The organism is Aeromonas sp. QDB14, from assembly GCF_027707845.1.
Classification (GTDB): Bacteria; Pseudomonadota; Gammaproteobacteria; order Enterobacterales; family Aeromonadaceae; genus Aeromonas; species Aeromonas caviae.
Window position 1 is genome coordinate 51,265 of sequence record NZ_JAPCJD010000021.1, and the last position, 13,865, is coordinate 65,129.

Annotated in this window: 10 protein-coding genes and 1 pseudogene; 5 read left to right on the forward strand and 6 right to left on the reverse strand. The window is 58.6% G+C overall.

All coding sequences use genetic code 11. The features are described from left to right. Positions 1-26: 26 nt before the first annotated feature. On the reverse strand, positions 27-2,279 hold the full coding sequence (clpA, locus tag PG887_RS09370) for an ATP-dependent Clp protease ATP-binding subunit ClpA (RefSeq protein ID WP_010674511.1): 2,253 nt from the start codon (positions 2,277-2,279) through the stop codon (positions 27-29). A gap of 60 nt (positions 2,280-2,339) precedes the next feature. Further along, positions 2,340-2,657: an ATP-dependent Clp protease adapter ClpS gene (clpS, locus tag PG887_RS09375; protein ID WP_005325410.1), complete on the reverse strand. Its 318-nt coding sequence runs from the start codon at positions 2,655-2,657 to the stop codon at positions 2,340-2,342. A 228-nt stretch (positions 2,658-2,885) separates the two neighbouring features. Between clpS and cspD the strand changes: the two genes are divergently transcribed. Continuing rightward, complete coding sequence (gene cspD / locus PG887_RS09380; RefSeq protein WP_010674510.1) at positions 2,886-3,104, forward strand: cold shock-like protein CspD; 219 nt, start codon at positions 2,886-2,888, stop codon at positions 3,102-3,104. Between the two features lie 122 nt (positions 3,105-3,226). Here cspD and asd read toward each other — a convergent pair whose 3' ends face one another. After that, positions 3,227-4,339, reverse strand: coding sequence for an aspartate-semialdehyde dehydrogenase (gene asd, locus PG887_RS09385; RefSeq protein WP_039039005.1), 1,113 nt, complete (start codon positions 4,337-4,339; stop codon positions 3,227-3,229). 339 nt (positions 4,340-4,678) lie between these two features. Between asd and sugE the strand changes: the two genes are divergently transcribed. After that, positions 4,679-4,993, forward strand: a complete 315-nt coding sequence (gene sugE / locus PG887_RS09390) for a quaternary ammonium compound efflux SMR transporter SugE (protein ID WP_270821560.1) — start codon at positions 4,679-4,681, stop codon at positions 4,991-4,993. 226 nt (positions 4,994-5,219) lie between these two features. Here sugE and PG887_RS09395 read toward each other — a convergent pair whose 3' ends face one another. After that, positions 5,220-5,903: a B3/B4 domain-containing protein gene (locus PG887_RS09395; protein ID WP_039039002.1), complete on the reverse strand. Its 684-nt coding sequence runs from the start codon at positions 5,901-5,903 to the stop codon at positions 5,220-5,222. A 329-nt stretch (positions 5,904-6,232) separates the two neighbouring features. Between PG887_RS09395 and ycaO the strand changes: the two genes are divergently transcribed. The 3 genes from ycaO (at position 6,233) to pflB (ending at position 11,547) form a co-directional block, all read left to right on the forward strand. Next, positions 6,233-7,993, forward strand: a complete 1,761-nt coding sequence (gene ycaO, locus PG887_RS09400) for a 30S ribosomal protein S12 methylthiotransferase accessory factor YcaO (RefSeq protein ID WP_270821561.1) — start codon at positions 6,233-6,235, stop codon at positions 7,991-7,993. A 381-nt stretch (positions 7,994-8,374) separates the two neighbouring features. Next, positions 8,375-9,223, forward strand: coding sequence for a formate transporter FocA (gene focA / locus PG887_RS09405; RefSeq protein ID WP_041211359.1), 849 nt, complete (start codon positions 8,375-8,377; stop codon positions 9,221-9,223). Between the two features lie 41 nt (positions 9,224-9,264). Beyond that, positions 9,265-11,547 carry a formate C-acetyltransferase gene (gene pflB / locus PG887_RS09410; protein WP_103244647.1) on the forward strand — a complete coding sequence of 761 codons (2,283 nt, stop codon included), beginning with the start codon at positions 9,265-9,267 and terminating at the stop codon, positions 11,545-11,547. A 598-nt stretch (positions 11,548-12,145) separates the two neighbouring features. On the opposite strand, the gene PG887_RS09415 is transcribed toward pflB, so the two are convergent. Beyond that, positions 12,146-12,601, reverse strand: a complete 456-nt coding sequence (locus PG887_RS09415) for a YcgN family cysteine cluster protein (protein ID WP_223953157.1) — start codon at positions 12,599-12,601, stop codon at positions 12,146-12,148. A 286-nt stretch (positions 12,602-12,887) separates the two neighbouring features. Next, a pseudogene (locus PG887_RS09420) lies at positions 12,888-13,865 on the reverse strand (IS3-like element ISAs20 family transposase); the annotation flags it as partial.

A 13,865-nucleotide genomic window follows, 5' to 3' on the forward strand; every position in this document is an offset into this window, starting at 1 on the left:
TTTGTCATTTCCGGCCTTGCTCACAGTCAGTGAGAGACAGCTTCAACGTTGACCTGAAAATCAAAGCTGAGGCTGTTGTTCACCAGCTCGACCTTCACAATGCCGCCATCGACCAGGGAACCGAACAGGATCTCGTTGGCCAGGGGCTTCTTGAGGTGCTCCTGAATGACCCGGCCCATGGGTCTTGCTCCCATTGCCCTGTCATACCCTTTCTCTGCCAACCAGTGGCGCGCCTCTTCAGACACCTCCAGTGAAACGCCCTTGGCATCCAGCTGAACCTGCAGCTCGACGATGAACTTGTCGACCACCTGATGGATCACTCCCATGTCGAGATGGTTGAACCAGATGGTGTGATCGAGCCGGTTGCGGAACTCCGGACTGAACGTCTTGTTGATCACCGCCATGGCATCATGGCTCATGTCCTGCTGCTGGAAGCCGATGGACTTGCGCTGGGTCTCCTGAACCCCTGCGTTGGTGGTCATCACCAGGATCACATTGCGAAAATCTGCCTTGCGCCCGTTGTTGTCCGTCAGGGTACCGTTGTCCATCACCTGCAGCAGCAAGTTGAAGACATCCGGGTGCGCCTTCTCGATCTCGTCAAGCAGCACGACGGAGTGCGGATGCTTGAGGACGGAGTCGGTCAACAGCCCTCCCTGCTCGAATCCCACGTAACCGGGAGGAGCCCCGATCAACCGGGACACTGTATGGCGTTCCATGTATTCCGACATGTCAAATCGCAATACCTCGACCCCGAGCGCCTTGCCCAGTTGCTGGGTCACTTCGGTCTTGCCCACCCCGGTCGGGCCGGCAAACAGGAAGCAGCCCACAGGTCGGCGTTCGTTGCCAAGCCCTGAACGTGACAACCGAATGGCATCGGTCAGCACCTCGATGGCCTTGTCCTGTCCGAACACCACCATCTTGAGATTACGCTCCAGGTTCTTCAGCACCTCCTTGTCGGAGGAGGAGACAGATTTCTCGGGAATACGGGCAATCTTGGCAACAATGGCCTCGATTTCCGGCACATTGATCACCTTCTTGCGCTTGCTAACGGGCAAGAGGCGTTGCCCTGCACCCGCTTCGTCGATGACGTCGATGGCCTTGTCAGGCAGATGGCGATCATTGATGTACTTGGCGGAGAGCTCCACCGCCGCCCGGATCGCCTTGACGGTGTAACGCACGCCATGGTGAGACTCATAACGGCTCTTGAGTCCCATCAAAATGCGAGTGGTGTCGTCTACTGTGGGTTCGACGATGTCGATCTTCTGGAAGCGGCGAGCAAGGGCCCTGTCCTTCTCGAAGATCTGGGCATATTCCTGGTAGGTGGTGGAGCCCACGCAGCGCAGCAAACCATTGGAGAGCAGCGGCTTGATGAGGTTGGCCGCATCCAGCTGGCCACCGGAAGCCGCACCAGCGCCAATGATGGTGTGGATCTCGTCGATGAACAGGATGGCCCCCTCCTGACGTTCAATCTGCTTGAGCAGCACCTTGAGGCGCTTCTCGAAGTCACCACGATACTTGGTGCCCGCCAGCAGGGAGCCCATGTCCAGGGAGTAGATGGTGCTACCCGCAATCACCTCGGGCACATCCCCCTTGACGATACGGTAGGCAAGCCCTTCGGCGATGGCGGTCTTGCCCACGCCGGCTTCCCCGACCAGCAAGGGGTTGTTCTTGCGGCGGCGGCACAATACCTGAATGGTGCGATTGAGCTCCTGATCACGGCCGATGAGCGGATCGATACGCCCCTCCAGCACCAGCTGGTTGAGGTTGGTGGCAAAGCTTTCTATCTGGGCAGAGGATACCTCGTCATCAGATTCCGCATTGTTGCCACCACTCTCGGGCTTGTTGTCCTTGCGCACCCCGTGGGACAGGAAGTTCACCACATCCAGGCGGCTTATTTCGGCTTTTTTCAGGAAGTAGGCGGCCTGGGACTCTTGTTCGCTGAAGATGGCGACCAGGACATTGGCGCCGCTCACCTCGGTATTGCCGGACGACTGGACATGGAAGACGGCACGTTGCAGCACGCGCTGGAAGCCCAGCGTCGGCTGGGTTTCCCTGTCTTCGTCGTCACGGGGGATGAGCGGAGTCGTTTGATTGATGAAGGCGCGGATCTCTTTGCGCATCTGTTCCACATCCGCACCACATGAACTCAGCGCCTCATGGGCTGAGCTGTTATCCAGCAGGGCCAACAACAGGTGCTCGACGGTCATGAATTCGTGGCGCTCGTCACGGGCCAGCTTGAAAGCCTCGTTCAGCGTCTTTTCTAGATCTTTGTTCAACATAGGCACCTCCCCTCAGTACAGCAACAATGCGGTGTCGTTATCGCCATCAAGTCATCAGATTCAAGCCTTTTCCATGGTACATAGCAGTGGATGTTCGTTGTTACGTGAATAGGTGTTGACCTGGACCACTTTGGTCTCGGCAATCTCGGCGGTAAATGTGCCGCAGACTCCCTTACCACTATAATGCACGCTCAGCATCACCTGAGTGGCCTTCTCCAGATCCATACCAAAGAACCTTTGCAGCACCTCCACCACGAACTCCATCGGTGTGTAGTCGTCGTTGTTCAGGACGACCTTGTACATGGGTGGCGGTTGCAGCTTCGTTTTCTCTGCCTCTGCAATCTCTTCATTAGCAAAGAGTTCTTTCTGCTTGCTCATAGTTGCGCTTTGGTACCTCTAGATTACTACCGTGTCGCTCAAGATTGTCAATAGACTTGTTAACCAGATCACATCGGTTGTTAACAACTTCTTGACTCGCTTAAAAGTTGGACTAGATTGGTTACTTGCTAATCGGCGCCCGTCTGCTACGGGGTCATGCCCTAGTTATATAAGGCTGGCGCAGGTTACTCAACGACTTCAGGGTAATCAATAAAAGGATGTAGATGTATGGCAACCGGAACAGTCAAGTGGTTCAACAACGCAAAAGGATTTGGGTTTATCTGTCCGGAAGGCGGTGGTGAAGACATCTTCGCTCACTACTCCACGATTCAAATGGAAGGTTACAAGACCTTGAAAGCAGGTCAGGCAGTCAACTTTGAACTGCAGCAGGGGCCGAAAGGAAATCATGCCTCTGTCATCGTGCCAAACGAAGCACAGAACATCTAAGAGTCAAACTGGATAAATTAAAAAGCGGCATCCCAAGGGATGCCGCTTTTTTACGGACAGGCACTAAGAGGGGAACAAGAAAGGCCAAGCCTTCCTTGTTCCCTGCTCCTGCTGCCGCTACTTCAGCGGGCCAGCAGGATGTTCAGCATGCGGCGCAGCGGTTCGGCGGCGCCCCACAGCAGCTGGTCACCCACGGTAAAGGCGGCCAGGTATTCCGGGCCCATGTTGAGCTTGCGCAGACGACCCACCGGGATGCTGAGGGTGCCAGTAACGGCAGCCGGGGTCAGCTCGCGGGCGGTGATGTCGCGATCGTTGGGGATCACCTTGACCCAGTCGTTGTGGGCAGCCAGCAGGGCTTCGATCTCGGCCAGCGGCACATCTTTTTTCAGCTTGATGGTGAAGGCCTGGCTGTGGCAGCGCAGGGCCCCGATCCGCACGCACAGACCATCCACCGGGATAGCGGCGTTTTCGATACCCAGGATCTTGTTGGTCTCGGCCTGGCCCTTCCACTCTTCACGGCTCTGGCCGTTGTCGAGCTTGGTGTCGATCCAGGGAATGAGGCCACCGGCCAGCGGCACACCGAAATTGTCCACCGGCAGGGTGCCGGAGCGGGTCTTCTCGGTGATCTTGCGCTCGATGTCGAGGATGGCGGAGGCGGGATCCGCCAGCTCCACCGCCACTTCATCCCGCAGCATGCCCATCTGGGTGACCAGCTCGCGCATGTGGCGGGCACCACCACCGGAGGCCGCCTGATAGGTGGCCACGCTCACCCACTCCACCAGATCGGCCTTGAACAGGCCACCCAAGGCCAGCAGCATCAGGCTGACGGTGCAGTTGCCGCCAACGAAGGTCTTGATGCCGTTGTTCAGGGCGTGTTCGATGACGTCGCCGTTGACCGGATCCAGGATGATGACCGCGTCCTTCTCCATGCGCAGGGAGGAGGCGGCGTCAATCCAGTAGCCCTGCCAGCCGGCGGCTTTCAGGCGCGGATAGACATCCTTGGTGTAGTCGCCGCCCTGGGCGGTGATGATGACGTCCTGCGCGGCCAGCGCCTCGAGATCGAAGGCGTCCTGCAGGGTGCCGGCATCGACGCCAAAATTGGGGGCGGCCTCACCGGCCTGGGAGGTGGTGAAGAAGGTGGGTTGAATGCGGGCAAAATCCTTCTCTTCCTGCATCCGGCTCATCAACACCGAACCCACCATGCCACGCCAACCGACCAAACCTACTTTTTTCATATTGTCCTACCCTGGATAGCTGCTTATAGAAATCGTGTGTGGTACCCGTGACCCCTGCCTTGGCGCCAGCCGTTTACAAGGGATTCACAATATATGAGTTGCAAAAAATGCGTCTGTCCACATTACGGATTGTGACGGCGGGCGCAAGTCGAATTGCGCAATATTCTGTGCCATTCGCTGCAATATCCGTCGGCCTGGCCGACCTGCGGGCAGCCGGTTGGCATCCTGCCTCCAGTTGGGGCATCATTGAGACCGACCGGCAGCCCCGCTGCCCCTCGGGGACGGCCCCGAGGCCTCCTGATACGCAGGGACGACCCTGCTTCCTGCGGAATCTGCCTTATGCCCTGGTTGCTATTGCTGTTGGCCGGCCTGTTCGAGGTCGCCTGGGCCATCGGCCTCAAGTACACCGACGGTTTCAGCCGTCCCCTCCCCACCCTGCTGACCCTGATCGCCATGGCCGTGAGCGTGCTGCTGCTCGCCATGGCGGTCAAACAGCTGCCCCTTGGCACCGCCTATGCGGTCTGGACCGGCATCGGCGCAGTCGGCACCGTGCTGATGGGGATCTGGCTGTTCAACGAACCGGCCACCCTGGCCCGGGTGCTCTGCCTGCTGCTCATCATCGTCGGCATTCTGGGGTTGAAGTTCATCGGTTAGGCGCGATGAAAGGGCCGGGTACACCGGCCCCGACGTGGCAAGCTCCAGGGGGCGATGTCAGCCCGGCGTGTTGCTGTGTTCCTCTGCTTGCAGATGTGTTCACAGGCGGTGGGGAAAGGCGGGTGGCACAGACGTGGCATGGCGCGTGATGGCGAGCAAGATCCGCCCCATGACCGCCCGGGCGAGCATGGGGCGCCTCCTTTTATCTTTCCGTCTGCTCCTTCAATCACTCCACCAGCGTCTGCTCGATGCGGGCCCCAGGCATCATCTGCGTGAGACCGGCAATCAGCCTGTCGCCGGCCTCCCACAAGGCTGTGCGCGGCATCGGCGGCAGACACTCCAGAATGAACCACATCCGGGGGGAAGAGAGGCTCAGGCGAGTGCGGATCCCCTGGCGCCAGTTCCAGCGGCGACAGGTGACGCCGAGATCGTCCCGCCACACCACCTCTCCTGGAGCCGGTGCCTCCTGGGTTGGCAGCCCTTCTTTGAGGGTGTCAAAGCATTCGCTGCCATCGGCAATCACCAGGCGCGGCGCTCCCACATAGGCCGCCAGATCCTCCCCGCCCACGGGAATGGCATACTCGATGCTGATGGCGTTGTAGAGATCGACCACGGGATCGATGGCGGGCAAGACGCCATCGCGCAGCACCCGCTTGCGCAGTGCCTGGGCCGAGCAGGGCGTGCGGGCAGGCTTGGCGCCAAACCCCTTGAACACCTGATCCCAGGCGGCCAGATGTTCAAGGGCCCAGGGGGCCTCGTCGGTGCCAAGGGCCGCACATGCCCGGGCCAGGGCCCGCTCCCCCACCAGAGTGTCAATCACGGGAGCGGCTTCCACTACGATGCTGAGGGCACAAAAGCCCGGCGCCAACCTGGCTATCTCGGGGTCTATACGGGGGATCATCGGGAACATTCAGCACTCCTGGTCAAGGTTCATCAAGACGGGGGGGGGAACGGGCGCTCCCCTCTTTTCCTTCCCCCGCCAACGGTTGACGCCATGATGAAGGGCACAGGGTCATAATAAAATTTACTTTATCTTAATTATGTTAAGTAAAACTGATGACCCAACCCTCTTTCCCATGAAAAATCGCCGCCCCGCAGCGCACCGCCCGGTCCCACTACCACACCCCGCCCATCCAATGCAGGCCTGGGCAAGCCCACACCATTGCCCTGGCCGCTTTCCCCGTCACTCATGCTATTATCTGCGTCCAAACATGAGCCCATAAGAATCAGGATATTGTGATGACCGACCACACTTTTATTCCCGGCAAGGACGCGGCGCTGGAAGACTCCATCGAACGCTTCCAGACCAAGCTGCAAGCCCTGGGGTTTGATATCGAGGAGGCCTCCTGGCTCAACCCCGTGCCCAACGTCTGGTCCGTGCACATCCGGGACAAGGAGTGCTCCCTCTGCTTCACCAACGGCAAGGGCGCCAGCAAGAAGGCGGCACTGGCCTCGGCCCTTGGCGAATACTTCGAGCGTCTCTCCACCAACTACTTCTTCGCCGACTTCTATCTGGGGGAGCAGGTAGCGAACGGTGACTTCGTTCACTATCCGAACGAGAAGTGGTTCCCCATCGAGGGGGATCAGCTGCCCGCCGGCCTGCTCGACCCCTTCACCCGCAAGTTCTACAACCCGGACGGGGAAGTGACCGCCGACATGCTGGTGGACCTGCAATCTGGCAACGAGGGTCGCGGCATCGTCGCGCTGCCGTTCGAGCGTCAGTCCGATCACCACACCGTCTACATCCCGATGAACATCATCGGCAACCTCTATGTCTCCAACGGCATGAGCGCCGGCAACACCAAGACCGAGGCCCGCACCCAGGGCTTGTCCGAGGTGTTCGAGCGCCACGTGAAGAACAAGATCATCGCCGAGGCCATCAGCCTGCCGGAGATCCCGGCTGAGGTCATCGCCCGCTACCCCGGCATCAAGGCTTCCATCGATGCGCTGGAGGCCGAAGGCTTCCCCATCTTCAGCTTCGATGCCTCCCTGGGTGGCCGCTATCCGGTCATCTGCGTGGTGCTGCTCAACCCGAGCAACGGCACCTGCTTCGCCTCCTTCGGCGCCCACCCGCGCTTCGAAGTGGCCTTCGAGCGCACCGTCACCGAGCTGCTGCAAGGCCGCAGTCTCAAGGATCTGGACGTGTTCGTGCCGCCGTCATTCGACAACGAGCAGGTGGCAGACCACCACAACCTGGAGACCCACTTCATCGACTCCTCCGGCCTCATCAGCTGGGATCTGTTCAAGCAGGAGTCCGACTTCGAGTTTGCCGACTGGGACTTCCGCGGCACCTCCCAGGAGGAGTTCGACCACCTGATCGGCATCTTCCATGAGCTGGAGCAGCCGGTCTATATCGCCGACTACGAGCACCTCGGTGTCTATGCCTGCCGCATCCTGGTGCCCGGCATGTCCGACATCTATCCGGTTGAAGATCTGCTGCTGGCCAACAACACCATGGGCGCCCACCTGCGGGAAACCATACTGGCGCTGCCGTCGCTTCAGTGGGACGCGGAGCAGTACATGGCGCTGTTCGACCAGCTGGATGAAGAGGGTCACGACGAGCGGACCCGGGTGCGCGAGCTGCTCGGCATCGCCGCCGCCAAGGGCACCGCCCTGCACACCCTGCGCGTGGGCGAGCTGAAAGCCATGCTGGCGCTGGCCGCCGGTGAGCTGGAGAGCGCCCTGGACCTCATCGACTGGACCATGGAGTTCAACCAGTCGGTGTTCCCGGCCGATCGCGCCGCTTACTACCGCGCCCTGCGCGCCTGCGTCGAGCTGTTCCTGGACGAGGATCGCGACCCCGAGCAATACCGCCCGGTATTCGCCCGCATGTTCGGGGAAGAGACCCTGGCACAGGCCTGGGCCAATGCCCGCGGCGAGGCGCGCTTCCACGGTCTGGAAGCCGCCGATCTGTCCCTCTCCCAGTTCCCGTTGCACCAGAAACTGCTGGCCGCTTACGAGAAATTGCAAAAAGCCAAACGAATCCATACCTGGAACTGATATGCTAGTGTGACGAAGGGGCCTTATGGCCCCTTCTGTTTTATGGTCTACGCTTTGGCTGGCCTTTATTCAAAGATGAAATAAAAGACAAAAAATACCTCTTAGGGGGTTGTTAATTTGATGCCCATGGTGCAGGGGTTCCGCAAAGGTGCCTTGCCGGTACTTTTTTAGAGATGCCGTTTATAAGTTCTTAAAAATCATAATATTAATAAATGCTTCACTTCTGTTTCACCTGAAACCTGGTGTAAAGAGAAGCTTCCGGACGACGAAAAATCCTGTAGTAAAATTACATTCACAATCTGTAATTCTTGATCGGAGTCAATTTTGGGGATCTGCCCCTTTGTTATGATTTCCACAGGCAAAATATGCAGGTACTGAGAATTGAAAGCAGAATCTCCCTTTGATTGTCTGAAGCCCGAAGCCATCGCCGCCCTGGCCGAAGACATTACCTATGCCAAGGCCACCAAGCCCGCATACAAGGTCATTCCCCTGGCCATCACCGCTGGCGCCTTCATCTCCATCGCCTTCGTCTTCTATATCACCGTCACCACGGGCTCAAGCGGCATGGCCTGGGGCATGTCCAAGCTGGTGGGCGGCATCTGCTTCTCCCTCGGTCTCATCCTCTGCGTGCTGCTCGGCGCCGAACTGTTCACCTCCACTACCCTCACCCTGGTAGCCAAGGCGGCGAATCGCATCAGCTGGGCCCAGTTGCTCAAGAACTGGGGACTGGTCTACTTCGGCAACCTCATCGGCGGTCTCATCATCGTCGGCCTCATCATCATGTCGGCGGAATACACGGCAGCGGATGGTCAGTGGGGGCTGAACGCCATGAAAGTGGCCCAGCACAAGATCCATCACACCTTCTTCGAGGCCGTGGCCCTCGGCATCCTCTGCAACCTCATGGTGTGTCTCGCCGTGTGGATGGCCTTCGGCGCCCGCAGCGCCACCGACAAGGTGATGGTGATGCTGCTTCCCGTCGCCATGTTCGTGGCCTCCGGTTTTGAGCACAGCATCGCAAACATGTTTATGATCCCGGTCGGTATCGCCATCCACAGCGTCGCGAGCCCGGAATTCTGGCAGGCCATCGGCCAGGATCCGGCAACCTTTGCCGACCTGACCGTGTCCAACTTCGTCCTGCACAACCTCATCCCTGTCACCATAGGTAATATCATTGGTGGTGGCGTCATGGTTGGGCTGACTTACTGGTTTATCTTCCGTCGCCATCATTAAGGATGGCGGCAGACACATAAATACCTTGAGAGGTAATGAAAATGGCAGAACTTAACGAACAGTTCCAAAAAGCATGGGAAGGCTTCGCAGCCGGTGAATGGCAGACCTCTGTCAACACCCGTGACTTCATCCAGAAGAACTACACCCCGTATGAAGGTGACGAGTCCTTCCTGGCTGGCGCGACCGAAGCTACCACCAAGCTGTGGGACAAGGTCATGGAAGGCATCAAGATCGAGAACCGCACCCACGCGCCGGTCGATTTTGATACCGACCTGCCCTCCACCATTACCGCTCACGATGCCGGCTATATCGACCAGAGCCTGGAGCAAATCGTTGGTCTGCAGACCGACAAGCCGCTCAAGCGCGCCATCATCGCCAACGGCGGTATCAAGATGGTCAAGACCTCTTGCGAAGTGTATGGTCGTCAGCTGGATCCCATGGTCGAGAAGATCTTCACCGAGTACCGCAAGACTCACAACCAGGGCGTGTTTGACGTTTACACCAAAGACATCCTGAACTGCCGCAAGTCCGGCGTCATCACCGGTCTGCCGGATGCCTACGGCCGTGGCCGTATCATCGGTGACTACCGTCGTGTTGCCCTGTATGGTATCGACTTCCTGATGGCCGACAAACTGGCCCAGTTCAAGTCCCTGCAGGCCGACCTGGAAAACGGTGTCAACCTGGAAGCCACCATCCGTCTGCGCGAAGAGATCTCCGAGCAGCACCGTGCCCTGGCCCAGATGAAGGTGATGGCTGCCAAGTACGGTTGCGATATCTCCGTACCGGCCAAAAACGCCAAAGAAGCCGTCCAGTGGACCTACTTCGCCTACCTGGCGGCAGTCAAGTCCCAGAACGGTGCCGCCATGTCCTTCGGTCGTACCTCCAGCTTCCTGGACATCTACATCGAGCGTGACCTGCAAAAGGGTCTGATCACCGAGCAAGAAGCCCAGGAGCTGATGGACCACATGGTCATGAAGCTGCGCATGGTTCGCTTCCTGCGTACCCCGGAATACGATTCACTGTTCTCCGGCGACCCGATGTGGGCCACCGAGACCCTGGCCGGTATGGGCGTTGACGGCCGTACCCTGGTCACCAAGAACAGCTTCCGTATGCTGAACACCCTGTACACCATGGGCCCGTCCCCTGAGCCGAACCTGACCATCCTGTGGTCCGAGAAGCTGCCGGTCGGTTTCAAGAAGTACTGCGCCAAGGTATCCATCGAGACCTCTTCCGTTCAGTACGAGAACGACGACCTGATGCGTCCGGACTTCAACAACGATGACTACGCCATCGCTTGCTGTGTGTCCCCGATGATCGTCGGCAAACAGATGCAGTTCTTCGGTGCCCGTGCCAACCTGGCCAAAACCATGCTGTATGCAATCAACGGCGGTATGGACGAGAAGCTCAAGATCCAGGTCGGTCCCAAGACCGAAATGGTCACCTCCGAGTACCTCGACTACAACGACGTGATGGACAGACTGGATCACTTCATGGACTGGCTGGCCAAGCAGTATGTCGCCGCCCTGAACATCATCCACTACATGCACGACAAGTACAGCTACGAAGCCTCTCTGATGGCGCTGCACGACCGTGACGTCTATCGCACCATGGCCTGTGGTATCGCCGGTCTGTCCGTAGCCGCTGACTCCCTGTCTGCCATCAAGTACGCCAAGGTCAAGCCGGTACGTGATGCCGATGGCGTCTCCATCGACTTCGAGATCGAAGGCGAGTACCCGCAGTTCGGCAACAACGACGCTCGCGTCGATGACATCGCCTGCGACCTGGTCGAGCGCTTCATGAAGAAGATCCAGAAGCTCAACACCTACCGCGGTGCCGTGGCTACCCAGTCCGTGCTGACCATCACCTCCAACGTGGTGTACGGCAAGAAGACCGGTAACACCCCGGATGGTCGTCGCGCCGGTGCGCCGTTCGGCCCGGGTGCCAACCCGATGCACGGTCGTGACCAGAAGGGTGCCGTTGCTTCCCTGACGTCCGTTGCCAAGCTGCCGTTCGCCTACGCCAAAGATGGTATCTCCTATACCTTCTCCATCGTGCCGAACGCGCTGGGTAAAGACATGGAAGCCCAGAAAGCCAACCTGGCCGGCCTGATGGATGGTTACTTCCACCACGAAGCCAACCTGGAAGGTGGTCAGCACCTGAACGTCAACGTGATGAACCGTGAAATGCTGCTGGACGCCATGGAAAACCCGGAGAAATATCCGCAGTTGACCATCCGCGTATCCGGTTATGCCGTTCGCTTCAACTCCTTGACCAAGGAGCAACAGCAAGACGTCATCACCCGTACCTTCACCGCTTCTCTGTAATCGCTTATTGATAAGCAAGAGCTGCAGTGAATCAAAACCGGCGCCAAGGCGCCGGTTTTTTTATGGCTGTTTGCCGTGTTCAACCGCTTCCCACCTCACAGACCCACTGACTCACAGGCTCTGAGCCGCCCCCTCCGCAAGACATTGGCCCCATCACGCCTCTCCACTGCCCTCCCGCACTTGATGCACGGATGCGCTCATCGGCACTCAGGTACTCAAGTCCCCAGAACAGCAGAACAGCAGAACAGCAGAACAGAGAAACGTTATCGTCGCGGATGCTGTAAAACATCCCCCGACCCCTTCCCTCTCCCCTTGGGAGAGGGCCAGGCTTAGGGGAACAGCACTACATCGCCAGAAGAAGCCAGGAAGCAACTAGGGCAGCGGAGTGTGGACTCGGCTGCCCTTGTGTCTAAAAGCGATTGAAGGAATACAGACGGCGTTAGAGACGGCTTATCCCCCCCACGCCGCGCTCATCTCACAGCAGGACTTTACACTGCCTTTATCACAAAAAACGCATCCCTTATACACCAAAAACAACAGAGGCAGCGGAGTCTCACTCCCCTGCCCCTATAGTAAGAAATAAACGGTGGTTTAAGGCTTAGCTCGCCCAGGTGATGATATGGTCGGCCCAATCGCCGGCATGTACCTCATGGATCACCTTGCCGCGCACCGACTGGCCGGCCTGGTGCATGGCGCTGCGGCTGCCGGTGATAAGGGGATGCCACTGTGGCAAACTCTGCCCCTCCGCCAGCAGGCGATAGGCGCAGGTGGAGGGTAGCCAGTTGAACTCGGCAATCTTGTCGTGGGTGATCTGCAGGCAGTCCGGCTCCTTTTTAAAGCGATTGCCGTAGTCGGAGCACTGGCAGGTCTTGGTATTGAGCAGGTTGCAGGCCACGTTGGTGAACACCAGCTCCTCGGTGTCCTCGTCAATGAGCTTGTTCAGGCAGCACTTGCCGCAGCCATCGCACAGGGACTCCCACTCGGTCATGGTCATCTGCTGCAGGCTTTTTACCTGCCAAAAGGGGGCGTTCTGCACAGGTTCACTCTGCTGCATAAAAATTGGCTCACTCAATACACTGACAAGCGCGTGGTTATACGCCCTATGGCCCGATTATTCAAGGTGAGGACTGCGTAAATTGGGCTTTGATAAACGTTGGGCTGCGCTCAGCATCAACCTATGCCCAATCTACCCCACTTGTAGGTTGTGGCTGAGCCTGCGAAGCCCAATATACGCGGTCTGTATGGAGATGGTATTCACCTGACAGTTGCCCACAAAAGGGAGTGGTCATACGGCTTCAAACCGGCGGCGTTTTTCAAGATAGTTGTCGCGCAAAGCTGTTTTAAGCAGCCTCTTTTTGCTCCGGCTCGGGTTTCTCGGGCCGCTCCGGATTTAGCATCACGGCACCGATAGGTGTCCAGTCTCGCGTCTTGCCACTCCACCTCGCTGGGTGTTGTGCTCGGGCGGCCTGGTACACAGCATCCCGTTTCGCCAGCAGGGCTTTATCGTCACCCCGATGCCGCTCGTTGGGTGTGACGAAGCGGATACGGCTATGCCGGTGCTCTTCGTTATACCAGGCCATAAAGTCGCGCACCCACTCCCTGGCCGCTTCCAGACTGGCAAAGCCGTCTGATGGCCACTGCGGACAGTACTTCAGCGTCCTAAACAATGACTCCGAGTACGGATTATCGTTGCTGACCCGAGGCCGTCCCCGCGAGGGCGTGACACCCAGGTCATGCATCTTGGTCAGCAGCGTGACTGACTTCATTGGCGCGCCGTTGTCCGAGTGCAAGACCAGCGGCTGCTTCCAGCACTGCTCGCGGATGATGCTCCGTTGCAGCAACGCCGCCGCCCGTTCACCGCACTCTTGCTCATGCACTTCCCAGCCCACCCCTTTGCGGCTGTAGATGTCCTCTATCAGATAGAGGTAGTAATACTGGCCGCGCACGAGTGACGGCAAGTAGGTGATATCCCAGGACCACACTTGATTGGGCCCAGTCGCGGTATGGCTGGTTGGTACCGGCACATGACGCGGTGGCTGGCTCCGGCCACGCCTGTGCTGCTGGTCAGCCGCCCGCAAGATGCGATAGAAGCTCGACTCACTGGCCAAGTAGCGCCCCTGGTCGGCCAGCCGTGGCACAATTTGACTCGGCGGCAACGAGGCGAACTCCTGGCTATTGCAGACGTCCAGCACGGCCTGCCGCTCCTCTGGGCTCAATGCATGAGCAGGTATGGAACGAACCGCATCCGGTCGCCTATCGGCACTCAGCTCAGGCCCGGCCAACCAGCGCTGGAGCGTGCGCAGACTCAGCCCCAACAC

Excerpts from the sequence above, each read along its gene's own strand:
- clpA (WP_010674511.1), bottom strand. The coding sequence starts at position 2,279 with ATGTTGAACAAAGATCTAGAAAAGACGCTGAACGAGGCTTTCAAGCTG.
- clpS (WP_005325410.1), bottom strand. The coding sequence starts at position 2,657 with ATGAGCAAGCAGAAAGAACTCTTTGCTAATGAAGAGATTGCAGAGGCA.
- cspD (WP_010674510.1), top strand. The coding sequence starts at position 2,886 with ATGGCAACCGGAACAGTCAAGTGGTTCAACAACGCAAAAGGATTTGGG.
- asd (WP_039039005.1), bottom strand. The coding sequence starts at position 4,339 with ATGAAAAAAGTAGGTTTGGTCGGTTGGCGTGGCATGGTGGGTTCGGTG.
- sugE (WP_270821560.1), top strand. The coding sequence starts at position 4,679 with ATGCCCTGGTTGCTATTGCTGTTGGCCGGCCTGTTCGAGGTCGCCTGG.
- PG887_RS09395 (WP_039039002.1), bottom strand. The coding sequence starts at position 5,903 with ATGTTCCCGATGATCCCCCGTATAGACCCCGAGATAGCCAGGTTGGCG.
- ycaO (WP_270821561.1), top strand. The coding sequence starts at position 6,233 with ATGACCGACCACACTTTTATTCCCGGCAAGGACGCGGCGCTGGAAGAC.
- pflB (WP_103244647.1), top strand. The coding sequence starts at position 9,265 with ATGGCAGAACTTAACGAACAGTTCCAAAAAGCATGGGAAGGCTTCGCA.
- PG887_RS09415 (WP_223953157.1), bottom strand. The coding sequence starts at position 12,601 with ATGCAGCAGAGTGAACCTGTGCAGAACGCCCCCTTTTGGCAGGTAAAA.